The sequence below is a fragment of the Priestia sp. D3YE.R1 genome, assembly GCF_049199565.1.
GTDB lineage: Bacteria > Bacillota > Bacilli > Bacillales > Bacillaceae_H > Priestia > Priestia aryabhattai.
In genome coordinates this window covers 203,545-228,218 of sequence record NZ_JBLTHW010000004.1, presented here as the reverse complement: position 1 = coordinate 228,218, position 24,674 = coordinate 203,545, and the positions used below count along the sequence as shown (strand labels likewise).

Here is a 24,674-nt window from a genome sequence, read left to right as displayed (position 1 = left end):
GGAGGTGATTTTGTGAGCAAATTAAAGAAGGATCCATCGTCAGCAGGCGTAAGCGCAGCAAGCGTTAAAGGAAATGCTGGACCGGTTAATGAACCGCACGGTCGCGGCAAAAAGACATCTCAAAACCAACAGTACACAAAGCATAATACTCAAGGACATTAACCTCAAAATCGAACATGAGTAATCGAATCATGTTCGATTTTTGATTATTTCTTACTTTGTCATCACGACCATTTCATTATTATTTTTTTACGATTCCTTTTAAGACAAATGCGACGTTTGCAGGTCTTTCTGCAAGGCGCCTCATAAAATACCCATACCAGTCCGTTCCATAAGGAACGTACACTCTCATTTTATATTGTTCTGCTACGAGCTGAACTTGCCTTTCTGATCGAATGCCGTACAGCATCTGAAATTCAAACTGATTCATTGAAATTCCATGCTTTTTAACAAACTCTTTTGTATACTGAATGATTCGTTCATCGTGAGTAGCAACTGCTGTGTAGTGGCCGTTTAATAAGTGAAGTCCAATGATGTTTTGAAAGTTTTCGTCCACGTCTTCTTTATCAGGAAACGCCACGTCTGCTGCTTCTTTGTACGCACCTTTCACTAACCTTAATTTAGGAGCATAAGCATCTAATTCACGGACGTCACTTTCTGTACGATATAAGTATGCTTGAAGCACCGTCCCTACGTGTTCATACTCATTTTTTAATTGTTTAAATAGCTTAATCGTCTTGCTGCATCGCTTATAGTCTTCCATATCAATCGTCACAAATACGCTATGTTTTTCCGCTTCTTCAAGAATACGCCGCATATGATGAAGCGCTAAATCTTCTGAAATATCCAGTCCCATAGACGTTAATTTTAAAGAAATTTCTGAATCTAATCTTTCTTTGTGTATAAGGTGGATGGCCTTTATGCATTGAGCCGCTGCATGATCGACTTCAGCTTCACTTTCCACAAATTCTCCCAGATAATCAATCGTTACTTTTAACCCCTTTTCATTTAGCCTTTTTATCACACTAACCGCTTCGTCGATGGTTTCCCCTGCAACAAAACGTGCTGCTCCAAAACGTAAGCCATAGCGCTTAGCCAGCTTTGTTAACTTTTTGCTTTTTGATAACAATAAAAAAAAGTTTCTTATCGTTTGTTCCAAAGCAACCCCCCGCCTTCACTTGTCATACACCTCACAAATTTTATCCAATTATCATTAATTTTACCATTTTATCAATCAGATAGATAGGCACCCTTAATTAACATATGCACACTAGATCAAAAAGCGACCTGGGGCTTTTTTGATAAAAAAACATCCATCAGCTTCGTGATGAATGTTTTTTATTCTGGTTTTCGCTGTGACGCTCGATGCGCTTCATTCAGCTCTTTTATTTCCTTCACAATCTCGACCATCTCCGCTTTTGCTTCTGGATATAATTGATTCCAATGCTTTGTTAAAGGCGGCATAGATTTTGAGATATGGTTGTAAAGTGCCCACATTTTCACTTTTTCCTGCAGCTGCTCGTCACTTTTACCAACCATTAGTTCCGTATACTTTTCAATCAAACCGTCGAATTGCTCTTGAAAGGTTTTATTCATGCACAATCACTCCTTTCTTTGGTTTACAAATAACCGGACACGTTCGACAATAAGTCTTTTTATCTCCTGTCTGGTAAGACAGACAGCACGTTTGCCGAACTCTTATCTCCTGCTTTTGCTTCTCTACATATTGAGGAAGTGAACTGTACCGAGCAAGCGGATTATGATGATATGAACCAAAGTGATGATCCTCAGCTTCTTCCAACACGTATCGTAAATCTTTTTTCACTTCCACATTGTCTATTTCTTCCTTTGCTAAAAGCAAATCATAAAGCCAGTGGATATAAACAGCTACGTTTTCCCACAGCGTCAGCTTTGAAATTTTTGTTACTTTACGCAGTGCTGACCATATCGGCTCAATTTGATGAGCAAACAATTCATCAAGAAGTTCATCAAGAAGAATTTTCCGATTGTCCTCTGTTACTTCTATTGTCTCAATTTCTGAGATAAATACTTTTGGAAGCCACATCGTTTCAGCGTCTTCTGTATGCAACGAAATATTTTTAATCGATGCGTTTATCTTTTTTTGAAACACAATAAATGAATACAAAGCCGCCACCGCAACAAAGCTATATCGCTTCGCTAGCATGGAAGCCGCTGCTCTCAAGTTAGCAGCCTCCATCGTCTGTTGAATCCATAGCAGCTGCACCCTCAGCGCACTTTCATCCATGCAACTGGAGGGAGAAAACCTGTACAGCGAGTTATCTTTAAACGTACAGCGGAATTTTTCTGCTAACTCGCTTTGCTCATTCCTACTGAGCATGCTGTGTTTCAACTCGCAGCTTATTCACAATACATCGTCCGCGCCCATGAGGAATACAAAGAGGTGTTCCAAATAACGGATCCACCGTCACTTCACAGTTCATATTAAAAACTCGCTGCACTAAATCGCAGTTAATGACTTCTTCTGGTCTTCCTTGTGCATAGATTTTTTTATCTTGAAGCGCCACAATATGATGAGCATAGCGGCAGGCTAGGTTTAAATCATGCAGCACCATTACGATGGTACGATTTTCTTTTTCATTCAGTTCAAACAACAAGTCCAAGATCTCAATTTGATGCGTCATATCTAAATACGTTGTCGGTTCATCAAGTAAAATAATATCCGTATCTTGCGCTAATGTCATGGCAATCCATGCGCGCTGACGCTGTCCTCCGGAAAGCGAATCAACTTGACGGTCAGCCAAGTCTGCTAAACCTGTGGCTTCAAGCGCGTTTTGTACTTTCTCTTCATCTTCTTGAGACCACTGACGGAACCAATTTTGATACGGATAGCGCCCTTGCTTAACAAGCTGCAGCACAGTCAGCCCTTCAGGTGCAACAGGACCTTGCGGAAGGATTGCTAGCTGCTTTGCAATTTCCTTTGTAGGAAGAGAAGAAATTTTAGAGCCTTCTAGTAAAATAGAGCCGGCATGTGGCTTTAATAATCTTGCTAGTGAACGCAGCAGCGTAGATTTTCCGCATCCATTACTGCCGATAAAAACCGTAATCTCACCCTTTGGGATGGTAACGTCAAGCTCATCTATAATCATCGCTTCTCCATATGATAATGTTAGCGATTTTGTTTCTAATGAATGCATGCGAATCGCTCCTTCTACAAAGAATGCTATACGTTTCTTTGTTTATATAGTAAATAAATGAAGTACGGTGCACCAATTGCAGCTGTAAATACACCTGCTGGCACTTCGATTGGCAAGAAGAATGTTCGGCCAATTAAATCTGCTGCTGTGATTAAAATCGCTCCGATTAGTGCCGATAGCGGTATTAAAGCTCCGAATGATGAACCTACAAGCTTTCGGGCAATATGTGGAGCAAGTAATCCTACAAAGCTAATTCCGCCTGCAAATGCAACGGCGCTTCCTGTTAAAGCTGTGCTCATTAGCAATAGTGCCAATCGATTTTTTTGAACGCGACTTCCAACGTTAGTCGCAATTTCTTCACCTAATTCTTGAACATTTAAATTTCGAATCATTAAAATCGTGATTATAACCAGCCCTATTGTAACAGGAACTAGTACGGAAACACTGGCCCAGTTTGAGCCATACACCGTTCCCGTAATCCAAATATTTGCCTGACTGGCGCGATAGATAGGACCCATAATCATAAACAGCGTGGTCATAGCTTTCGTTAGCGCTGTTAATCCAATTCCTATTAATACTAGTGTAATAGGAGAGACGCCATTTTTCCAGGCAAACACATAAAGTAAAAGCGCCACTGCCACCGCACCTAAAAATGCGCTAACAGGCATCCAATTAATACTTACGGTTAACGAGTTGCTTTTATCACTAAATAGTGCCAAAAATAACACCACACCGACTGACGCTCCTCCTGTTAATCCGATTAAATCTGGTGAAGCAAGCGGATTTCTCACAAGCCCCTGCAAGATAGCACCGGCAATGGCTAAACAAATACCGGCACAAATGGCAACGATAATGCGCGGAAGTCTAAAGGAGGTAACGACTAACCGTTCAAACTCCAATCCATGCCCCGCTAAAATTTTAATCACACGAAAAGGATTGATAAATAAGTCACCCGTACCTGCACTTACCAAAAAGAGTGCAACAAGGACAGCTGAAAATCCGATAATGATTAGAGCAGCTTTTATATTAACTAAAAATGAAATTCTCTTTAAACGAAGAGATAAGTATGTTTTCATGACGCCTTCGCCCCTTTCCTTGCCATATAGATAAAGAAAGGTGTACCAATAACAGCAGTCATGACTCCAACAGGGATTTCTTGAGGCATAATGACGTACCTTGCGCCAACATCAGCTAATAAAATTAAAATCCCGCCGACAACCGCACTATAGGGAAATACCCAGCGATAATCTTGTCCTACAATTGCTCTTACAACGTGAGGAACAATGATTCCTACAAAGCTAATCGGACCGGCTACTGCAACGGCTCCCCCGGCTAAGATCGCAATAATGATCCCGCTTATAATTTTGACAAGAGCCGTTCTTTGACCTAATCCTTTAGCTACATCTTCACCAATCGTTAAAATATTAATTTTTGAAGCGATAAAAAAAGTAACAATAATTGCTGGCACTACATAAGGCAGTATGCCATACAGCATTTCCACCTTGCGTCCTTGCACAGACCCAGCCAGCCAAAAAAGGACTTGATCAAGCGAAGATTCATCCACAGCCAGCAGTCCTTGTGTTAAAGAAGAGAAAAAGGCTGCAATAGCCGCTCCTGCGAGCGTCAGTTTAATAGGCGTTAATCCTTCTTTTCCGATGGACCCAAGAAAATAGACAACCACTACGGTTAATGCCGCTCCTACAAATGCAATCCATGTAAAAGCTTGAAGTGAATTGACCGAAAAAATCATCACTGCAACAACAATAAAAAAGCTGGCCCCAGCGTTCACACCAATAATATCCGGTGAAGCAAGTGGGTTTTTCGTTAACGCCTGCATCATTGCTCCTGCAATTCCTAAACAAATACCTACCACAGCACCGATTATAGCGCGCGGCAATCGAATATTTTGAATAACTATGTGCTCATTCGAACCGTTAAACGCTTGAAAAGCTTCAAATGCTGTTTTGATACTTGTATCTGTGTATCCCAGTACGATACTTAATCCAATACAGATTAAAAGCAGCATGATTCCAATGATGAGCCCCATTACTTTCATTTGAACACTGCGTAGCATCATTTTCATTGCTCTCCTCTAAGATGATTCCTATATATATCTAACCTTTAGTTTAGGAAACATTGAAAAAAGTGTCAATGATTTTGAGAATCATTTTCATTTTTTAATTGACACCGCTTAAAAGTTAGAATATTATCTTAATTGTTAATGAAAATCATTATCACTCACAAGGGGGAAAAGACGTGAATACATATCGTAAAAACAAGTTGTCATATTTGTTATCCATTCTTACCATTATGACACTGCTTGTGCTGGCAGCCTGCGGTAATTCAAACAGCGCTGACGGCGATAAAAAAGAAAAAACTGAGGGTTCTGGCGAAACTTATACAGTAAAACACGCAATGGATAAAACAGACATTAAAGGAACACCTAAACGAGTGGTCGTTTTAACAAACGAAGGTACTGAAGCTCTTCTTGCAATGGGTGTAAAGCCTGTTGGTGCTGTTCAATCATGGTTAGGAAATCCGTGGTATGACCATATTAAAGGTCAAATGAAAGGCGTTAAAAGTGTAGGTACAGAAAGCGAGCCGAGCTTAGAAGCAATTGCTGCTTTAAAGCCTGACTTGATTATCGGAAATAAGATGCGCCAAGAAAAAGTTTACGATCAGCTAAGTCAAATTGCTCCGACTGTATTTTCTGACGAGCTGCGCGGAGACTGGAAATCAAACTTTAAGCTATATGCAAAAGCGGTAAATAAAGAAGAAAAAGGCAAGGAAGTATTAGCGGACTACGACAACCGCGTAGCGGATTTAAAGAAACGCCTTGGTGATCAGTTAAAACAAAAAATCTCAGTTGTACGCTTTACAGCCGGAGACGTTCGTATCTATCATAAAGATTCGTTCTCAGGCGTTATTTTAGATCAGCTTGGCTTTGCTCGCCCTGAATCTCAAGACAAGGATGATTTTGCGGAAATGAATGCAACAAAAGAACGCATTCCGGCAATGGACGGTGATCAGCTATTCTACTTCTCTTATGAAACAGGAGACGGTGAAGCAACAAAGCTTGAAAAAGAATGGATAAACGATCCTCTCTTTAAAAAGCTAAAAGTGGCTCAAGAAAATCATGTTCATAAAGTAGATGATGCTACTTGGAATACAGCAGGCGGTGTTTTAGCAGCTAATATCGTCCTTGATGATATTGAAAAAATCTTCTTAGATAAAAAACAACAATAATATGAAAGAAAGAGCTTCGACGAATCGAAGCTCTTTCTTTCATGTATAATGTATTTCCTTTCATCGCACACTAAACGTGGTCTCACTTTATTAAATAGGAGTGGTGAAAATGAATTCAAAAAAACAGCCTAAAAAGCAGCCAGATACAAATGAAATGGCTGACCGCCAGTTCGAAACAGAAGATTATAACCGACAAGATGCACTCTCGCAAGGTCTAGCAGAAACACATGAGCAAGTAAGCGACGCCTATCAAGAAGGATCATTTGAAGATACAGATCGTTAATAAAAAAAGAGCTGACTCTAAGTCAGCTCTTTTTTATTTTGAATGCTGCCATGCCGTTTTAGGCAATGACATGGACATCCACTGCTGGCGCTTTGATTTATCAATCGTCACTTTCTTTGCTTTAATTCCTTGTTGGATCAGCTGTTTCATTAGTTTATCAATTGACTTCATCGCTATTCACCTCAAAAGCGGAAATTTGTTTTGCTTCTACTCTTTTACTTTTTTGCGCTTAAACTTCATAAAAAACTCATAGACAATTGGAACGATAATGAGCGTAAGCAGCGTAGAACTTGTTAGTCCTCCAATCACGGTAACCCCTAGCCCTTTTGAAATAAGGCCTCCACCTTCAAATCCAAAAGCTAATGGAAGCAGTGCACCAATCGTTGCAATAGCCGTCATTAAGATTGGGCGAAGACGTGTCATCCCAGCTTCTAGTAAAGCTTCACGCGTTGAAAGACCCTCTTGCTCTTTATGAATCACGCGGTCAATCAGAACAATCGCATTTGTTACCACGATTCCAATTAGCATAAGAGCTCCAATCATCGAAGAAATACTGATCGTTTCCCCAGAGATTAAAAGCGCCACTAGCGCACCAATAAGTGTAAATGGAAGTGAGAATAAGATAGCAAATGGCGCTAAACCTCCACCAAATGTCAGTACTAGTACGAAGTAGACAATACCGATGGCGGCGAGCATAGCAATTCCTAATTGACTAAATGAGTCATTAATTTGCTCTGATGCTCCGCCAAAGTTAATGTCCATATCACTTGGCAAATCAATTTTCTTCACTTCTTTTTGGACGTTAGAAGAAACACCGCCTACATCGTCACTCTTAATATCGGCACTTACCTCTGCATAAATTTTATTATCACGGCGCGTTACCGTATTCGACGTTTTCCCTTTTTTAATGTCGACAACTTCATTTAATGTGACTTCCTGTCCAGTTTGAGAGGTTACTTTTGTGCTTGAAAGTTCGGCAAAAGTAGAGAAATCCTCTTTTTCTTTTGGAAGGTACACGTTAATTTCGTTTCCGTCTTTTTGGATAGTTGTTAATACTTCACGCTGTCCAAGGTTCGAAATTTGCATGCCGATTTGACTAGCAGACAAGCCGAGTTCAGCGGCTTTCTTTTGGTTCGGTACTAGCGTATATTCATCAAACGTATCTGAAAGCGTAGAATCGACATTTTTCAGTTCTTTATGCTTTTCTAAAACATGCTGAACTTTATCAGCATAAGGTTTGATTTCGTCTAAGCTATCTCCGTAAATAAGGACGTTTAATGAATTATTGCTGCCGCTAGACGCCGTATTCATTGAGCCCCATTCACCTTGATTCGCTTGTTTGTTAAGAGCTTTTAATACTTTGTCCTGCTCTTTATCAAAGTTTTGTGTATCCTCGTCATATTGCACGAATGTTAAAACGTTATTTTTGCTTCCCGGATTAAAAGAGTTGCCTTCACCGAACGAATACTGAACCGTTTTGACACCATCTCGCTTCATCAAGTACGCTTCTGCACGATTCGCTGCTTTTTCTACGTCGCTTTGAGACTGTCCGGCTTTCGGTGTATACGTAAGCGTCAGCGTTTTTTCTTGATCGGATGATAAAAAGCTAACCCCAATAGAAGGAACTAAAAATAAACTTCCTACTAACAGTAGTACGGCTAACCCAAAGGAAATAAGCTTATGGTTTAGCGTCCAGTTCAAAATTCGCTTATATCCGTGCGCTAGTTTGCTTGGCTTTTCTTCTTTGACTTTTACATTTGTTTTAAATAACGAATGAGCAAGCATTGGCACGAGTGTTACCGCTACTAGCAGTGATGCTAACAGTGCAAAAACAACCGTTAACGCAAACGGTAAGAATAGCTCTCCTACCGGTCCTTCTACGAGACCTAACGGTAAGAATACGGCCACGGTTACGATTGTAGAAGAGAAAATTGGAACAAACATTTCTTTCGTCGCCGCGACAATTAAATCTTTTCCTTTAAGCTTTTCTTCCTGATAAGCCATGCGGCGGTAAATATTTTCAATAACGACAATGGAATCATCTACAACCCTTCCGATGGCTACAGTCATCGCTCCAAGCGTCATAATATTTAAAGATATATCCATTGATTTGAGCGCTAAAATGGCGATTAATAGCGAAAGCGGAATTGAAATAACGGCAATAATCGTTGAACGAATATCACGTAAAAATAAAAGAATAATAATAACCGCAAAGACCGCACCGATAATAGCTTTATTTAGCATCGTATGAACAGAATCTTCAATTGGTTTACCTTGATCAAAAATATTGTCAACGTGAAGGTCTTTATTTTTCTTTTCTAGGCTATTCATTTTTTCTTTAATATCATTTACAACATTTACTGTGTTCGCATCCTTCGCTTTGACAACTTGTACAGCAATTGAAGGTTTTCCGTTCGTGCGAGAAATGGATTCTGCTTTCCCCGTCACTTTAACATCCGCAATTTCTTTTAATTTCACAGTTGGAATCGAAGCTGCGGACGGCGCCTGCTGCACGGCGCCTTGTGTCTGCTGCTGGCTCATTCCTTGTTGCTGACCTTGAGCAGCTCCTTGACTAGGCACAGCTGGAATCTCTAAGTTTTCTAAATCTTTTTCTGTTGTCATCTTTCCGTCTACCACAACAGATTTTTGAGATCCATCCATCGTATACGTGCCAGCCGGCACTTTTGCATCGGATGCTTGAATAAGCTTTTTCACCGTATCTTCATCAAGTCCTAGCTGCTTGAGCTTGTCTTGTTTGAATACAAGTTCTGCTTCTTCAACTTGTTCTCCTGACACGCTGACCGAAGAAATCCCTTGCACTTTTTCAACTTGTGGAACAACGGTATTTTTTACATACTTCGTTAAGTCTTCTAATGATTTTTTATCATCTGAAACACTTAATGAAATAATCGGAAAATCACTGATGCTTTGTCTTGAAACATTTGGTTCCTCTACATCATCTGGCAGATCTACGTTTGAAAGAGCTCGCCTAACTTCGTCTTCTGCCTTTTCCATATCTTTACTAAAACTATATTCAACTTGAATGGTAGCCATATTTTCATAAGAAGATGAGCTAACTGTATCAACGCCGCTCAGTCCCTGAAGCTTTTGTTCAATCGGCTTACTCACCTTATCTGCCACTTGTTCCGGAGTGGCTCCCGGATAAGTTGCACTGACTGTTACAACAGGCGTTGAAATATCAGGAATGGTCTCTAGCTTCATATTAAACCCTGAATACAGCCCTGCAATAATGACAAAGAGCGTTAACAGCCATACTGCAAATTTATTTTTCAATGAAAATTTAATAAACTTCCCCAATGCATATCCTCCTTAAAATATATGTATACTAATAAAATTGACTGATCGGTCACAACAACTTAAAATATAAATGACTAACCGGTCAGTGTCAACCCTAAGCAGGCTCTCTCCTAACATGTTCATAATAAAGACATATTTACGATAAATCGTTTTTTAAAGGAACTGAATCCCGGTCTTAACTTTGATATATACCTTTATCTTTTTTAGTGTATGATACTATTATCTAACGAAATGAATGGCCAAATTGTTCAATAAAGGAGGTAGAATACGTGAAAGAAAAAGAAAAAAGAATAATTGAAGCTTCCATTAAGCTTTTTGCAAAGAAAGGGTTTAATGCTACCTCTGTACAAGAAATTGTAGATGAATGCAATATTTCTAAAGGCGCGTTTTACCTGCACTTCAAATCTAAGGATGCACTTTTATTATCAATTCTAAACTTTTACTATGAAAAGCTCTTTAGCTCTGTTTATGCTCTCGACGAGGAAGTAAACGATGCCCGCATCCGCTATATGAATCAGCTCATCTATTTTTATGAATTTATTACGGAGCACAGAGATTTTATTATCATGCAAATCCGTGAAAAATCTATTCCATTTAACAAAGAAGTGGAGACTTTTGTTCATAAAATGCAGCGAGAAACGTTTTACTTTCATCGCAAAAGCCTCATTAGCGTATACGGAGAAGACGTAACTCCTTATATCTCGGATTTAACGAAAATGATTGAAGGTATTCATCATTCCTTTTTAGAAATTATTATCTTCAATCAATACGAGCTTACCTTTAAAGAAGTAGCGCAGTACATAATGGACCGAGTTGATGTATTAGTAGAAGATTTATTAGTTAGAAAACCTCGTCCCCTTATTCCCGCTTCTTTTGGTGAAGATATATACGGAAAAGAACGAACGACTTTTCTCAGTAAAAATGAGCAGGTAAAACAAGCTCTTGAGGAAATTCAACATTTGCTAGACACCAGCAATCATATTTCTGATGAACACGCAGACAGCTTTTACATTTTACAAACGGAGCTAAAAAAAGAGCAGCCTACCACTGCTATTGTAAAAGGCATGCTTGGAAATTTAACGGAACTTAAACCGTTGGAAGAACCGCTTAATCTTTTAACAGCCTTACTCCAACAAAAATAACAGAAGGCTTCAATAAGCCTTCTGTTATTTTTCTGCTTTTGAACTAGATACTCCCCCAGATAACACGAACTTCATTGCTTCTTCCGGCTTAATATCTAACCATTCAATTTCTTCTTTTGGAATCAAAAAAGTAAAACCAGCCACTTGAAAAGTTTGTGGAACATAGACAGCGACGTGGTCTTTTAACGAGTGAATCACCTCTTCTACTTCTTCAGAGGTCACAAATCCAATGACTTTCATTGACGTGCCGGGCATTGACACTAAAGCTACTTTTGAAAAAGACTTTTTCTCTCCAAGAAAAGATTGAAATGTATCTTTAATGACACTATATAGCGTTTTAACAAGCGGTATTTTTTCTAACAATCGATCAATTAAGTTAATGATTTTCCCAGCGAAAAAACGGGTGGATAACCACCCTAAGAACGTAATTAAGACAAGCGTTGCTAAGATTCCAATACCAGGTATATAATCCTGCTTCATATAGGGCTTCAATACGTTTCCTAAAATGCTGTCTAAAAAATTAAACACTCTTACCAAAATATAAATAACAAGGATAATAGGGACAATCGTTAAGAGTCCATTAATAAAGCTTTTTATGATTGCTTTCATGCAAACACCTCATTTTTTCTGACATACTGCTGTTCATTATACAATGGATTTGTTTTGCTGCCTCTCTTTATTTCTATTCATATACGTATAAACTAGCAACGTTTTATCAAAATAATAGATGGGTACATGAACATACATACTTATATATTTATTTTTTCGGAGGGATACAATTGGGACGTTTAGAATCAAAAATTGCTGTTATTACAGGGTCAAGCTCTGGCATAGGAAAAGCAACTGCTGAGCGCTTTGCGAAAGAAGGAGCGGTTGTTATTTGTGCCGATATTAATTTAGACGGTGTGAAAAAAGTAGCACAAGAAATTAAAGACGCTGGCGGTGAAGCATACGCCTACTATATCGATGTAGCTGAAGAAGAAAAAGTAAAAGGGTTCACAGCGCAAATTGAAAAGAAATTTGGAAAAGTGGACATTCTTTTTAATAATGCGGGGACAGACACAGAAGGCGGCAAGCTTCACGAATATCCAGTAGAACTCTGGGATCGCTTAATGTCGGTAGATTTACGCGGAACATTTCTTGTAAGCAAATACGTTATTCCGCTGATGTTAGAAAATGGCGGATCGATTATCAATAATTCATCCGTATCCGGACTGGCAGCAGACTTAGACCGTTCTGGCTATAATGCGGCAAAAGGCGCTATTACCAACTTAACAAGAACTATGGCAATTGACTACGCTCGTGAAGGTATTCGCGTTAACTCAATTGCTCCTGGGACAATCGAAACACCTCTTCTTGATGATTTATCAGGCGCTGAAGAAGGAAAAAAATTCAGAAAAGCATATGAATGGGTCGATCCGATGGGCCGTTTAGGCAAACCCGAAGAAGTAGCTGGCGCTGTATTATTTTTAGCATCTGATGACAGCTCATATGTAACGGGTGATTGCATTACGGTAGACGGCGGTCATATGGCATATACATGGCCTGGAAAAATGCTTTACGATAAAATGTGAGAATAAAATTAACTCTATACCATAAGGTATAGAGCTTTTCCGTTTGAACTTTTTCTTTAAAATAGACGTGACATTATGTCAAGACAGGTGTAAACTTAAAGCAAAATTCTTTGCTTCTAGGAGGAAGACATGAAAACAAAACAATTATCAGAACGTCAGCTGCTTGGCATCGCAGGACTCGGATGGCTCTTCGATGCAATGGATGTTGGCATTTTGTCTTTTATCATTGCAGCTCTTCACGCTGAATGGGGGCTTTCCCCTACTGAAATGAGTTGGATAGGCAGCGTTAACTCGATCGGAATGGCCGTCGGAGCTCTGGTGTTCGGGTTGCTGGCTGATCGAATTGGGCGAAAAACCGTTTTTATTGTGACTCTTGTTCTTTTTTCAGTGGCAAGCGGCCTTTCCGCTCTTACTACTACCCTTGCTGCTTTTTTAGTATTTCGATTTTTAATTGGAATGGGTTTAGGAGGAGAGCTGCCTGTTGCTTCTACACTTGTGTCTGAGACCGTGGCGCCGGAAAAGCGCGGTAAAGTGGTCGTCTTGTTAGAAAGTTTTTGGGCGTTCGGCTGGCTACTGGCAGCGCTTATTTCTTATTTTGTAATCCCAGCTTACGGGTGGCAGCTAGCGCTTATCCTAACGGCTATTCCAGCGTTTTATGCCATTTATTTGCGCATTAAACTGCCCGATTCTCCCAAGTTTGTGGAAGCGACAAAGGAAAAGAAATCGTCGATTGCAGACAATGTAAGAAGCGTGTGGTCTAAGCCTTATCGTCAATCTACCATTATGCTGTGGGTTCTGTGGTTTTGCGTTGTATTTTCATATTACGGCATGTTTTTATGGCTACCTAGCGTCATGGTCATTAAAGGATTTAGCTTAATCAAAAGCTTTGAATACGTATTGATTATGACATTAGCTCAACTGCCTGGCTATTATACGGCTGCTTGGTTTATTGAACGCATGGGCCGAAAATTCGTATTGGTCACATACTTGTTAGGTACGGCTACCAGCGCATATATCTTCGGAAATGCGGAGTCACTTTGGCTGCTGCTAACAGCAGGTATGCTGTTGTCTTTCTTCAACTTAGGGGCTTGGGGAGCTTTATACGCGTATACACCTGAGCAATATCCGACATCTATTCGAGGCACAGGAGCTGGAATGGCAGCCTCTTTTGGACGAATTGGAGGAATTTTAGGACCGCTGTTAGTTGGGTATATGTCAACCCAAGGTGCGTCTTTAACCATTACGTTCTCAATCTTTTGTGCAGCTATTTTAATCGGTGTTGGTTCGGTTGTTTTTCTAGGAAAAGAAACCAAACAAAAGCAGCTCGCATAAACAAAGACGCTCTTTTAGAGCGTCTTTTTTGTGCTTATTATTTATTTTCTACTAGTTCTTTTTCGCCTGTCTCTACTTCCACGTCGCGCTGAGCGAATACTTTCTTGACTACGCTTAAAGCATTTAACACGCGAGGGAAACCTGTATATGGAATTAATTGAATGATGCTTTCCACAATTTCATTCGGCTCTAGTCCAGCTGTTAAACCTGTGTTTAAATGCAGCTCAAGCTGAGGCTCTGTACCCTGAGTAACCAATGACGAAATGGTAACTAATGCTCGCTGCTTATTCGTTAAACCTGGTCGTGAATAAATGTCTCCATAGGCAAATTCAATAATATATTTCCCAACGTCAGGAGCTAGGTCTTTTAAGTCTTCCGTAATTTTTAAATGAGTCGAAATATCATCGTTACTCGTTAACGTATATTCCATTAATTTATCTAAACCTTTTTGATAACTATCTTGTGCCATGTAAAATCAGCCTCCGTGTTTTTTACTGACACCGCGCGGAATCAATGTTTGTTTTCTTATATGTTTTCTACACTATCTACTTTAACGCACATTCTTTCTTTCGTAAAATACATATATTCAATACAACATATGCATTTTATCTATATAAAACAGAATGCTGTTCATTCATGTAGTGGAGGAATTGTTTAGAGGCATATGAAATATATTTATCTTTTTTAAAAATCAATCCTAAATCCCATGAAATTGAAGGATTAGTAATAGGAACTGCTTTTACGATAGCAGAATCCACTTTTGCTGCAATGGACTGTGGAAAGATAGATACACCTAAGTTTTCCGCAATCATCTCACCAATAAAATCCCATTGAGAGCTCTCGTAAGCTACGTTAGGTTCAAACCCGGCTTGTTGACACGCCTGAATAAGCCGGTCGCGAAGCGTAAAATCTTCATTAAATAAAATAAATTTCTCTTGAGCTAGTTCATTAATTTCCACATGAGTTTTAGAGGCCAAAGGATGAGAATGGTGAACATATAAAAGCATCTTTTCAGAGATAAAAGGATTAATATCAAAAAGATGTTCATTTACCGGAAGCACCGCTACACCTAAGTCTGACTCTCCTTTTTCTACTGCTTTTTGAACACGATTGGCTCCGTATTCAATAAGTTTAATTGTGATATCTGGATAGAGCTGCTGAAACCCTTTAATAATCTTTGGAAAGAACAGTACTCCAATCAATGGAGGAATTCCAATTTTAATCATCCCTTTTTTCAAATTCATCACATCATATAAATAAGTCGATAGCTCATCAATTGATGCCATAACTTTTTGTCCTTGCGCATACACAACTTCCCCGGCATCCGTTAAATCAATCTGTCTTGCGGATCGATCAATTAATTCTACTTCCAATTCTTCTTCTAAGTTTTTCACCATTTTGCTCAAGGTCGGCTGTGAAATATGAAGACTTTGAGATGCTTTAGTAAAGCTCCTTAATTTAGCGACTTCTAAAAAATAATTAAGCTGACGAACATCCATCTCTGCTCCTCCTATAGATAAAGCGAATATCTTTTATCTTATTTATTCATTTTACCTATTAATTTTTAAGATATACAGCAAAAAATCCGAACGATTCATCGTTCGGATATACCTTCACCTAAAATACTTCTGTCCCGTCTTCTTTTACTACTATTATTTAAAATGTTTTAGCTGCTTGTGCTGCTTGCTTTAAGCCACTTTCAATAATTTCTTGAGCACGCTCTGGAAACTGATTGTGTCCTTCAATAATAATAGAGTTCACATCCGTGACCCCGAAAAATTGAAGTACGCTGCTGACATATTTAACGGCCATTTCGACCGCAGCTGCTGGACCTTCTGAATACACTCCGCCTCGCGCGTTTAATAACATCACTTTTTTATCGCCTAGTAATCCCACAGGGCCTTCTGGCGTATACTTAAACGTTTTGCCTGCTTGATTTAAATAATCAAAGTACGTATGAAGCACGGCCGGCACGGTAAAATTCCAAAGCGGAAAGGCAATGACAATTTTATCAGCTTTCACAAATTGTTCTAGGTAACGATTAGCAATTTCTGCTGCTTTGTTTTCCGCTGCCGTCACTTCTAGCCCTCTTGCTAATTTAAACTGACCGTTTATCATGTCAGCACCTAAATAAGGAAGTTCTTCTTTGAACAAATTCAGCTCTATTATTTCTTCACCTTGGTGCGATTGTTGATAGCTTTCTAAAAACGCATCATATAATTTTACGCTGACCGCTTCACTTGCCGATCTGTCATTTGCTTTTATAAAAAGAGTATAACTCATACTAAAACCTCCACTGATTGTTGATACTCTTATTTTATTCGCTTTGTCCTTGCGTTTCGAACGACTTTATAATGAAATACTTTCATACTTTAGTCTGAGAAAAATCAGCATCATAATCACACAAAAGCCGCCTAATGGCGGCTTTTTCAGTTTATAGATGAAACGGGAAGATGAATCACAACTTCCGTCCCTTGTTCTTCTTCGCTTTTAATAAAAATCTCGCCTTTATGCTGACGAACAATAGTTTGCGCAATCGACAGTCCAAGCCCCGTTCCTCCCGTGGCTCTGCTTCTAGCTTTATCAACTCGATAGAAGCGTTCAAAAATATGTGCAAGATCTTCTTTTGGAATGCCGATTCCATAGTCTTTTACTTTGATAATGACATCTTCCTGCTTTTTTTCAACGGTCACTTCGATTTTATCCGTACTGTATTTAATTGCATTATCAAGCAAAATAATCAACACTTGCTTCATTTTTAGTTCATCCACTTCAATCATAATGGGCGTTTGATCATAGTGAAGAACTAATTCTCTTTTGTATACCTGCTGCAGCTGCTTAACGATTTGTTCAAAAATAAGAACAAGATCTGTTTGCTTCATATCAAGCGTTTGTTCTTTTTCCACACTTGCCAGATCAAGCAGCGTTTCAATCATTTTTTGCATTTTGGTTGCTTCTGCATAGATGGTGTCGATCGCATCGAGCGTAATTTCTTCATTTTTAATCCCTCTTCTTCTTAATAAATTAGAATAACTGCGAATAACGGTTAGAGGGGTTTTTAATTCGTGAGAAGCGTCGGAAACAAACTGGTTTTGCTTTTCAATATTTTCTCGCAAGCGGTCAATCATATGATTAAAAGTAACGGTCATACCCTGCAGTTCATCTCTCGTTTCCGTTTGAATGAGGACTTTTTTAGGAACACCGCTCTCTTCGATCTCTTTCATCGTTGTGACCATATTTTTAATAGGATGCATAATGACGCGTGATAACCATCTTCCTCCTAAAAGAGACAGTAAAATGGACACAAGCGAACAAAAAATCAAAATTGATAGCAAAATATCTTTACGGGTTTCAAAACCAGTCAGGAGCTCACCAATCTCAAGCGTTTCAACGACTTGATTATTGACTTTGACAGGCATGCGAATAACCAATACTTGCTTTTCTCTAATTTTGCGAAGCTTCACCTTTTTTTTCTTTGAAAACTCGGGCTTAATTTTCACCAGATGAGGATCATTTGATACCTGGTTAATGACGGTAGAATTTTCTGAGACTGTTCGGATAAATGAATGGTTGGTCAAATAAAATTTTAGTAACTCCGGCGAGAGCTCCACGGAATGATCTTGCTGACCTTTTTGAATAATCTCGCGTGCTTTTTCGAATAAAATGTCCTGTTCCATATTCACCGTAGATTTAGTAAAGGAGAAAAAAACAACGATGTTCATGATTAATAAAATAACCACTAGCCATGCTGTTGTCAGCAAATTAATCTTGGTCGTGATCTTCATGTTTCTCCTCTTTCATCATATATCCTACGCCCCGCACCGTATGAATGAGAGAAGTAGAAAAACCTTCATCTACTTTTTTTCTTAAGTGGCGAATATACACATCAATTACGTTGGTTTCTCCTTCATATTCATAGCCCCAAACGTTTGTGAGAATTCCTTCTCTTGTGACAATTTTATTTTTATTGGTAAGCAAATACACGACTAAATCATACTCTTTCGGTGTCAACGTAATGGATTCATTGTTTCTTAGGACTTCCCGTGTTTCAAGATTAATGGTCAAATCACTGATCGTTAAGAGCTCTGCTTCAGCTTCTTTCGTCCCTGATGCTTCTACGAGCGAACGATAGCGAATACAAGAGCGAACTCGCGCTAACAGCTCTTCAATTTCAAACGGTTTTGTCACATAATCATTAGCCCCTTGGTCTAATCCCATTACCTTATCTAGCGTCGTATTTCGGGCAGTTAATAAAATAACTGGGGTAAATACTTCCGCTTTCCGAAGTCTTCTTAACACCTCAATACCGCTCAGACTTGGAAGCATCACGTCGAGTAAAATGAGGTCATATTGAGAGGATATTGCCGTCTCTAACCCCGCTTTCCCGTCGTACTCAATATCTACTTCATAATCTTCAAATTCCAATTCAATCTTTAACACTTTCGCAATTTGCGCTTCATCTTCCACAATTAAAATTTTCTCTTTCATATTATGCACCTCTCACCACGTGTCTTAAGTGAAAGAATAGCTTCTTTAGATAAAAAACAACACCTTTTTCAAAAGATGTTTGTTTTTTTTATCTAAACCCTACTTTTTCAACATACTTGTTCTTTAGCTTATCCTTATTGTTTGTAAACATGAATGTTTTACGCATGAAGACCAATCGTTTGCTTTTCACCTAGAATCCAATTGACTACTGCTAAAAGTTCTTCAGGCGTTTGTGCTTCGATTTCTTTATGGTAAGCAGCAATCGCGTTATATAATGTGCTCATTTTATCAGCATCCTGCAGCACTGTCTGCAACTGGTTTTCTAAGGATTGATCCGCCTTTAGTTCTTGAACTAAGTTTCGTTCTGTTAAATAGCGTAAATTCACTTCTTCTTGACCTGGTAAAGCGGAGTGAACAAAAATTGGTAAACTCTTACGAAGAGCTTCACTAACCGTGATACCACCTGGCTTTGTTACAATAGCATCCACTTGTTCATACAGTTCATTCATTTCTGTGCGTGATGAAATGTACGGAATTGGTGTAACGTGCTGTAGTTCCCACCCTTTGATTTCTTCATATAACTTTTGATTTTTGCCGCATAAGACAAAGTAATGAAAATGGTGCGCGTCTTTTAAATCATTGTAGAAATCCATAATATTGCCTAAGCCGCTGCTGCCTCCGGCAATTAAAATATTTCCGTTACCATGATGCTTAACAGTTCTTGTTTTTGTTATTTCTTCATGTACCGGTATCCCTGTGACCATCATATTTTGAAGTGGAATTTCACTTTGAGCACGAAGTCCTTTTCTTACTTCTTCACTAGGGAGAAAGTGAAAGTCAATCTCTTCTTTTCCCCATAAATTATTAATAAAAAAATCCGTGTAGACATTTATAATAGGAACATCACACTTGCCTTTTGCTTTTAATTGACTGAGCAAATAAGAAGGAAATCCATGTGTGCATATAATTAAATCCGGATTTTCTTCTTTAACTAAGTGCTCCATTTTTTTTGCGAATACGTGATGATACCATTTGAATGAATGAACAGGCGGTTCATAAAAGAGATGTTTGTATGCCATATTGTACGTTTCTGGAGCATAACGAATCCATTTCAAATACGTGCCTGTGACCACTTTTTCTAATAGTTCGTTTGTATAGCTTAATAAATCTATTTTTTTATAACAAATATTTGTTGTTCTTCTTTCCAATATATCCATTAACGCCTCTGCCACTTGATGATGGCCAGAAGGCATTTTTAGAAGAGGTAAAAATAAAACCTTTTTCAACTGTTTCATCTCCTATTCTAAAAGCAGTTTCTTCCTCTCCTTTTTATATCATTAAATGCCCTTAAATTTCGGATTTTAATTGATTTTTAATGTGAAATTCATCGTTTTTTTAGAGTGTCAATCTAAACTAAGAGTGAAAAGTACTGCATAAGGAGAAAACAAATGAACCTTAATTACGAAGTATTTCAATGGATTAACTCATTTGCTGGTAAATCCAGCGCAATGGATTCTGTAATGGTTATGATTACGAATAGCGTTCCTTATTTTATAATGGCTTGTTTGCTTTTGCTTTGGTTTAGCGGAAAAACAGAAAGAACAATTTATCACCGTTATACAGCTTTATACATGTTGTTTACAATTGTACTTTCTCTATGTATCAATGAAGTCATTCACTTGGTGTATTACCACCCGCGTCCGTTTGTGACTCATCATGTTCATAAGCTGATTCCGCACCCGGCTAATTCATCTTTTGTCAGTGATCATTCGATTTTAGTCTTTTCTGCTGCTTGGATCATGTGGTTACGAAAAAACAAATGGAGAAGCGTCATTTTTATATGGGCTGTCATCTCGGGCCTTTCACGCATTTACGTAGGTGTCCACTATCCAGCAGATGTACTTGGAGGCATGGTAATTGGGGGAGCTATCAGCTGCTTTGTTATCTATCTTTCAGATAAAACAGCTCCTCTTATCCAGCGACTATTCTGGATTCACGATGTGATTATCAAGCGTATTCCCTTTCTGTCTCCTTATACGCATGAACAAATCAGTAAAAAAAATCATTCAGCTTAAAGAGGCTGAGACAAAAATAGTTTAGCGGAAGTGAAAAACGAACCCCTAATCAAAATATATGATTAGGGGTTCGTTTTTTTTGTTACGGTGAACGTAGATTTTATCTGTTTCGTTCCTTCCAGCAGTTGATTGGAGCGCAAGCAACGAGGAGGCTCACCGCCCGCCCGCGAAAAGCGGAGCCTTGCACGGAAATCAACTGCCGTCCCACAAGCGGTCCATACAGGCTCCTTTATCCCATATGTTCGTCTTTACATTGAATTGATTTCGTTATGTCTCAATCTCTCTTTATTATTTATAAAAAAAGAGAGCTCACTTTCTTGACTTTCACTTTTATTTATTTTATATTAGTTGAGGTATCAAACATTGATGTATCAAATATTAATCATCAATAAATATTATAGAAAAAAGGGAGCGACTTTCTTGTCACATTCATGTTCTGAAAAAGCAAATGTTCTGTATGCTCTGCAAGAAGTTAATAAACAAATTAATCAAAAGTTTGAGCATTGTACCGGTGTTAGCCAATCACGTCTTGATATTTTACATCAGCTTTATGAAACAGGTGAAATGAGTCAAAAGGCGCTTCAACAGCAAGTAAACATTGACAATGCTGCAATTACAAGGCATTTAAAGCAGCTCGAAGAAAGAGATGTCGTATCACGCCGTAAAAACCCTGATGACAACCGCGTAACATTTGTAAAGCTTACGAAAAGCGGACATGAAAAAATCGGTGCATTTCGAAACGAAAAAGCTCGCTTTATTGATGAAGCATTTAAAGATTTCAGCGAAGAAGAACAGCTGCTGCTTTCAAAAATGCTTGAGCGTTTAAAAGTAAACATTTCGGCCATTGAACGGTCATAACATTTTTAACATAAAGGAGAGTTCATCATGACACAAACAAAAACACTAAATAATGATTTCCAAGATATTATTACAGGGCGCAGATCTATTCGTTATTACGATCCATCTGTCAAAATCAGCCGTGAAGAAATGAAAGAAATTTTAACAGAAGCGACGCTAGCTCCATCTTCTGTTAATGCACAGCCTTGGCGCTTTCTAGTAATTGATAGCCCTGAAGGAAAAGCAACATTAGCTCCGCTTGCTAAATTTAATCAATCACAAGTAGAAACATCAGCAGCTGTTATTGCGATATTCGGCGATTTAAAAAGTGAAGAAAATTTAGATGAAATTTACGATAAAGCTGTTGAGCTAGGCTATATGCCACAAGAAATTAGAGACATGCAAATTCCTAAAATCAAAGCGCACTACGCAGCTGCTTCTGAAGAATTAAATAAAGAAACAGTATTAATTGACGGCGGTTTAGTATCTATGCAGTTAATGCTTGCTGCACGTGCTCACGGTTACGATACAAACGCTATCGGCGGTTATGAAAAAGACCAAATTGCCGAAGCATTCGGTTTAGACAAAGAGCGCTATGCACCGGTTATGTTACTTTCAATCGGCAAAGCAGCAAATAGCGGTTACCCGTCTGTACGTTTACCAATCGAAAAAGTAGCTCAATTTAGATAATAAAAAAAGGTGCTGTGTATTCAGCACCTTTTTTTTATCCTCCACTAACGGGCGGAATAAATGCAACGGTATCTCCCGCTCCAATGGTTTCTTCATCTGGTACAAACTCTTCGTTGACTGCTGTCATCGTTTGATTCAGAGAGGATAGCTTATATGTTTTTTGCACATATTCCTTTAATTCCTTCACTGTTATATCTTGTTTATCAACTGTTACTTGTTCCACTCCAGCCTCTTCACGTACAGCAGCGAAAAATAAGACGTTAATCATTTTTACATCTCCTTTAATGGCTTTCCTTCAGGATATTCTTTCGTTTCTAACTGATCTCCAATCCATTTTGTTCCGTCTTCCCAAAATTCCTTTTTCCAAATCGGCACAATTTGCTTAATACGTTCAATAGCATACTCGTTTGCTTCATAAGCTGTTTTGCGGTGCGGAGAAGAAACGGCAATAACTACTGCAACTTCTGTTATATCAAGCTTTCCGATTCGATGAGTAATAGCTGTCAACGCATCAGGCCACTTTTCCTGAATTTCGTCACCAATTTGGCTAAGCATTTTCACTGCCATTGGCACATAGGCTTGATATTCAAGAGAGAGCGTCTTCTTGCCTTTTGTAAATTCTCTTACCGTTCCAATAAATGTCGTAATAGCTCCCGCGTCTCTTCTAGAAACTTTTTTAATTATTTCATCTACGGCAATTGGCTGATTTACTACTTCAAATAAGTGCTGGTTCATCTTATTTCCCCCACTTCTTTCAATAAAAAATTAAGATAAAACTCGTCTTCTTGTAAGTGAAACATTGGATATGCTCGCTGCACTTCTTTTTTAAGCGGAACGTGACTAATCACGCATATAATATTGGTTAGAGAGGAAAGCAGAAAAAGATCTTCTTCACTTCGAATCAAGACCGCTTTTGGATAGGATTCTTTTTTATATCCTTCAACAAAAATGACGTCTGGCGAGAAAAATTGATAAAAATCAATCAGCTTTTTTAGACTCCAGTCTTTACTGTTTGCCGTAAGCTGAAGGATTCCACCTCCTTCTACACCTGCCACATCGGCACCTGCTTGCTGGTGGCGATGACTGTCTTTTAGCTCACTGCTGCTATCTGGAGGTCCGCCGTGTCCATGATGCTTAATAGAACCTACACGTAGATCGAATTGTTTCGCTTTTTTAATTAGCTTTTCCACTAAAGTAGTTTTTCCGCTGTTTTGAAATCCAACTACTTGTAAAACAGTGCAACTTGCTACCAAGACCATTCACTTCCCCGCACGTCATCTAGCAATAAGACGTCAACCAGCATTCCTTCTTTGTATCCTCTCGTCCCTCCGGGAAATATAATTAACGTATCCGCATGAGCTAAGGAAGAAACAGCACTAGATTTTGTAAAGCTTAATGGAGAAGCAATCAGCTGTCCTTTTCTGTATGAAAGCCTGCCAGATACAAATCGCATAAAAGGATTTGGCTTTAAGAAGTCTTTTCCTAACAAAGCTTTTTCTTTCCGGAGGTGAGGGGTTCTTTTCCCCGCATATGTACTGATGACCGGACGAGCCAGAAGTTCAAAACCGACATAGCACGCTGTAGGGTTTCCCGATAGGCCAAATAAAAGCTTGTCTTCCATACGTGCAACTGTTGTGACACTGCCTGGTCTCATAGCTATTTTATTAAAAAGAACTTCCGCTTTTAATTGCTTATACACATCTGGTAGATAATCATAGTCTCCTACTGAAACACCGCCCGTTGTAATCAGCATGTCCACTTCTGATAGCGCAGATTTTACCGCGCTGTAGCACTGACTTAAATCATCGGGCATAATACCAAAATAGTTTACTTCTCCTCCAGCTTTTTCAATTTGCGCACGAAGCATATGAGCATTGCTATTACGAATTTTTCCTCGCTGAACAGGATCACGTACTTCCACTAGTTCACTTCCCGTTGCAAGTAGTCCAACTACAGGCTTTTTGAAGACAGCTACGTTACTATAGCCAAACGTGGCTAGAAGAGCAGCTACGCCCGGAGTGATATACGTTCCTTTTGAAGCTAACACGGTGCCTTTTGTTGTTTCTTCCCCTTGAAAAGAAATGTTATCTCCGCTGTTAAACGAACGCTTGATTTGAACGATGGGCTGATTGTCTTTTGTATATTCTTTTGTTACTTCAAGCATCGCCACCGCATCGCAGCCTTTTGGAATAGGAGCTCCCGTCATAATACGCACAGCCTGCATTGCGTTGACTGTATGTTCAAAAACAGAACCCGCTCCTATCTCTCCTCGAACATCCAGTTCTACTGGATGAAGTGATGATGCTTCTTTCGTATCTTGTGACCGAATGGCAAAACCATCGTATGGAGAACGATTAAAAGCAGGAATATCATGATCTGCCATTAAATCTTCTGCTAAAAATCTGCCGTGAGCTTCTTCAAGCGCAATAATTTCTTGCTTTCCGCTTTTGACATACTGCATCACTCGCCCAACGCATTCTCCGACAGGGATAGGAGTTCGCTTTTCTCTCATT

28 protein-coding genes are annotated in these 24,674 nt (G+C 39.0%); 9 read left to right on the top strand and 19 right to left on the bottom strand.

Translation table 11 applies throughout. The features are described 5' to 3' along the window. Window positions 1-12 precede the first annotated feature (12 nt). Window positions 13-162, top strand: a complete 150-nt coding sequence (locus tag ACOZIR_RS22820; RefSeq protein ID WP_013059660.1) for a YuzL family protein — start codon at window positions 13-15, stop codon at window positions 160-162. 79 nt (window positions 163-241) lie between these two features. Here ACOZIR_RS22820 and ACOZIR_RS22815 read toward each other — a convergent pair whose 3' ends face one another. The 6 genes from ACOZIR_RS22815 to ACOZIR_RS22790 all read right to left on the bottom strand — a co-directional run bounded on the left by ACOZIR_RS22815 (window position 242) and on the right by ACOZIR_RS22790 (window position 5,253). After that, window positions 242-1,159 carry a proline dehydrogenase family protein gene (locus ACOZIR_RS22815; RefSeq protein WP_045291610.1) on the bottom strand — a complete coding sequence of 306 codons (918 nt, stop codon included), beginning with the start codon at window positions 1,157-1,159 and terminating at the stop codon, window positions 242-244. Between the two features lie 179 nt (window positions 1,160-1,338). Further along, a complete protein-coding gene (locus ACOZIR_RS22810) occupies window positions 1,339-1,596 on the bottom strand; it encodes a YusU family protein (protein ID WP_045291611.1) in 258 nt (85 codons plus the stop codon). After that, entirely contained in the window at window positions 1,589-2,245 is a 657-nt protein-coding gene (locus tag ACOZIR_RS22805) for an IucA/IucC family C-terminal-domain containing protein (protein ID WP_340141677.1), read from the bottom strand. Before ACOZIR_RS22805 ends, ACOZIR_RS22810 begins: the two co-directional genes overlap by 8 nt. A 103-nt stretch (window positions 2,246-2,348) precedes the next feature. Next, complete coding sequence (locus tag ACOZIR_RS22800) at window positions 2,349-3,176, bottom strand: ABC transporter ATP-binding protein (RefSeq protein ID WP_013059664.1); 828 nt, start codon at window positions 3,174-3,176, stop codon at window positions 2,349-2,351. Window positions 3,177-3,202: 26 nt separating this feature from the next. Further along, window positions 3,203-4,252, bottom strand: coding sequence for a FecCD family ABC transporter permease (locus ACOZIR_RS22795; RefSeq protein ID WP_045291614.1), 1,050 nt, complete (start codon window positions 4,250-4,252; stop codon window positions 3,203-3,205). After that, window positions 4,249-5,253 carry a FecCD family ABC transporter permease gene (locus tag ACOZIR_RS22790; RefSeq protein WP_045291616.1) on the bottom strand — a complete coding sequence of 335 codons (1,005 nt, stop codon included), beginning with the start codon at window positions 5,251-5,253 and terminating at the stop codon, window positions 4,249-4,251. Before ACOZIR_RS22790 ends, ACOZIR_RS22795 begins: the two co-directional genes overlap by 4 nt. A gap of 179 nt (window positions 5,254-5,432) precedes the next feature. On the opposite strand from ACOZIR_RS22790, the gene ACOZIR_RS22785 reads away from it, so the two are divergent. Together ACOZIR_RS22785 and ACOZIR_RS22780 are read left to right on the top strand one after the other, a co-directional pair. Next, on the top strand, window positions 5,433-6,422 hold the full coding sequence (locus tag ACOZIR_RS22785; RefSeq protein ID WP_080890158.1) for an ABC transporter substrate-binding protein: 990 nt from the start codon (window positions 5,433-5,435) through the stop codon (window positions 6,420-6,422). Window positions 6,423-6,531: 109 nt separating this feature from the next. Continuing rightward, window positions 6,532-6,705 carry a YozQ family protein gene (locus tag ACOZIR_RS22780; protein WP_013085357.1) on the top strand — a complete coding sequence of 58 codons (174 nt, stop codon included), beginning with the start codon at window positions 6,532-6,534 and terminating at the stop codon, window positions 6,703-6,705. A 33-nt stretch (window positions 6,706-6,738) separates the two neighbouring features. Here ACOZIR_RS22780 and ACOZIR_RS22775 read toward each other — a convergent pair whose 3' ends face one another. Further along, a complete protein-coding gene (locus ACOZIR_RS22775) occupies window positions 6,739-6,876 on the bottom strand; it encodes a hypothetical protein (RefSeq protein ID WP_014457868.1) in 138 nt (45 codons plus the stop codon). Window positions 6,877-6,912: 36 nt separating this feature from the next. After that, window positions 6,913-10,023: an efflux RND transporter permease subunit gene (locus ACOZIR_RS22770; RefSeq protein WP_045291617.1), complete on the bottom strand. Its 3,111-nt coding sequence runs from the start codon at window positions 10,021-10,023 to the stop codon at window positions 6,913-6,915. A gap of 269 nt (window positions 10,024-10,292) precedes the next feature. Here ACOZIR_RS22770 and ACOZIR_RS22765 point away from each other — a divergent pair, with 269 nt between their 5' ends. After that, window positions 10,293-11,165, top strand: coding sequence for a TetR/AcrR family transcriptional regulator (locus ACOZIR_RS22765; RefSeq protein WP_310878138.1), 873 nt, complete (start codon window positions 10,293-10,295; stop codon window positions 11,163-11,165). 24 nt (window positions 11,166-11,189) lie between these two features. Here ACOZIR_RS22765 and ACOZIR_RS22760 read toward each other — a convergent pair whose 3' ends face one another. Beyond that, window positions 11,190-11,774 carry a DUF502 domain-containing protein gene (locus ACOZIR_RS22760; RefSeq protein WP_310878139.1) on the bottom strand — a complete coding sequence of 195 codons (585 nt, stop codon included), beginning with the start codon at window positions 11,772-11,774 and terminating at the stop codon, window positions 11,190-11,192. A gap of 170 nt (window positions 11,775-11,944) precedes the next feature. Between ACOZIR_RS22760 and ACOZIR_RS22755 the strand changes: the two genes are divergently transcribed. Further along, window positions 11,945-12,739, top strand: a complete 795-nt coding sequence (locus ACOZIR_RS22755; RefSeq protein WP_310878140.1) for an SDR family oxidoreductase — start codon at window positions 11,945-11,947, stop codon at window positions 12,737-12,739. 129 nt (window positions 12,740-12,868) lie between these two features. Next, window positions 12,869-14,071, top strand: coding sequence for an MFS transporter (locus ACOZIR_RS22750; RefSeq protein WP_310878141.1), 1,203 nt, complete (start codon window positions 12,869-12,871; stop codon window positions 14,069-14,071). Between the two features lie 37 nt (window positions 14,072-14,108). Here ACOZIR_RS22750 and ACOZIR_RS22745 read toward each other — a convergent pair whose 3' ends face one another. The 6 genes from ACOZIR_RS22745 to ACOZIR_RS22720 form a co-directional block, all read right to left on the bottom strand. Beyond that, window positions 14,109-14,540, bottom strand: a complete 432-nt coding sequence (locus tag ACOZIR_RS22745; protein ID WP_045291623.1) for a carboxymuconolactone decarboxylase family protein — start codon at window positions 14,538-14,540, stop codon at window positions 14,109-14,111. 136 nt (window positions 14,541-14,676) lie between these two features. Continuing rightward, window positions 14,677-15,570, bottom strand: coding sequence for a LysR family transcriptional regulator (locus ACOZIR_RS22740; RefSeq protein ID WP_045291625.1), 894 nt, complete (start codon window positions 15,568-15,570; stop codon window positions 14,677-14,679). 157 nt (window positions 15,571-15,727) lie between these two features. Continuing rightward, window positions 15,728-16,354: an FMN-dependent NADH-azoreductase gene (locus ACOZIR_RS22735; RefSeq protein ID WP_045291626.1), complete on the bottom strand. Its 627-nt coding sequence runs from the start codon at window positions 16,352-16,354 to the stop codon at window positions 15,728-15,730. A 146-nt stretch (window positions 16,355-16,500) separates the two neighbouring features. After that, window positions 16,501-17,856 (bottom strand): sensor histidine kinase, encoded by a 1,356-nt coding sequence (locus ACOZIR_RS22730; RefSeq protein WP_045291627.1) that lies wholly within the window; start codon window positions 17,854-17,856, stop codon window positions 16,501-16,503. After that, entirely contained in the window at window positions 17,834-18,559 is a 726-nt protein-coding gene (locus ACOZIR_RS22725; protein WP_328120583.1) for a response regulator transcription factor, read from the bottom strand. The genes ACOZIR_RS22730 and ACOZIR_RS22725 overlap by 23 nt, the downstream gene beginning before the upstream one ends. Window positions 18,560-18,717: 158 nt before the next feature. Then, window positions 18,718-19,854, bottom strand: coding sequence for an MGDG synthase family glycosyltransferase (locus ACOZIR_RS22720; RefSeq protein ID WP_421535832.1), 1,137 nt, complete (start codon window positions 19,852-19,854; stop codon window positions 18,718-18,720). A 153-nt stretch (window positions 19,855-20,007) separates the two neighbouring features. Here ACOZIR_RS22720 and ACOZIR_RS22715 point away from each other — a divergent pair, with 153 nt between their 5' ends. From ACOZIR_RS22715 to ACOZIR_RS22705, 3 genes are all read left to right on the top strand, one after another. Next, window positions 20,008-20,634 carry an undecaprenyl-diphosphatase gene (locus ACOZIR_RS22715; RefSeq protein WP_221778376.1) on the top strand — a complete coding sequence of 209 codons (627 nt, stop codon included), beginning with the start codon at window positions 20,008-20,010 and terminating at the stop codon, window positions 20,632-20,634. A 420-nt stretch (window positions 20,635-21,054) separates the two neighbouring features. After that, window positions 21,055-21,492, top strand: coding sequence for a MarR family winged helix-turn-helix transcriptional regulator (locus ACOZIR_RS22710; RefSeq protein ID WP_013085370.1), 438 nt, complete (start codon window positions 21,055-21,057; stop codon window positions 21,490-21,492). A gap of 27 nt (window positions 21,493-21,519) precedes the next feature. Further along, window positions 21,520-22,161, top strand: coding sequence for a nitroreductase family protein (locus tag ACOZIR_RS22705; protein ID WP_013059680.1), 642 nt, complete (start codon window positions 21,520-21,522; stop codon window positions 22,159-22,161). Window positions 22,162-22,195: 34 nt separating this feature from the next. Here ACOZIR_RS22705 and moaD read toward each other — a convergent pair whose 3' ends face one another. Genes moaD through glp form a run of 4 tightly spaced genes read right to left on the bottom strand, consistent with a single transcriptional unit; the run spans window position 22,196 to window position 24,673 of the window. Then, window positions 22,196-22,429, bottom strand: a complete 234-nt coding sequence (gene moaD / locus ACOZIR_RS22700) for a molybdopterin converting factor subunit 1 (RefSeq protein WP_415383709.1) — start codon at window positions 22,427-22,429, stop codon at window positions 22,196-22,198. 2 nt (window positions 22,430-22,431) lie between these two features. Then, window positions 22,432-22,896, bottom strand: coding sequence for a molybdenum cofactor biosynthesis protein MoaE (locus ACOZIR_RS22695; protein WP_025752620.1), 465 nt, complete (start codon window positions 22,894-22,896; stop codon window positions 22,432-22,434). Further along, complete coding sequence (gene mobB / locus ACOZIR_RS22690; protein ID WP_415383710.1) at window positions 22,893-23,420, bottom strand: molybdopterin-guanine dinucleotide biosynthesis protein B; 528 nt, start codon at window positions 23,418-23,420, stop codon at window positions 22,893-22,895. The genes ACOZIR_RS22695 and mobB overlap by 4 nt, the downstream gene beginning before the upstream one ends. Continuing rightward, window positions 23,408-24,673 (bottom strand): gephyrin-like molybdotransferase Glp, encoded by a 1,266-nt coding sequence (glp, locus tag ACOZIR_RS22685; protein WP_421535831.1) that lies wholly within the window; start codon window positions 24,671-24,673, stop codon window positions 23,408-23,410. Before glp ends, mobB begins: the two co-directional genes overlap by 13 nt. Window position 24,674 lies beyond the last annotated feature (1 nt).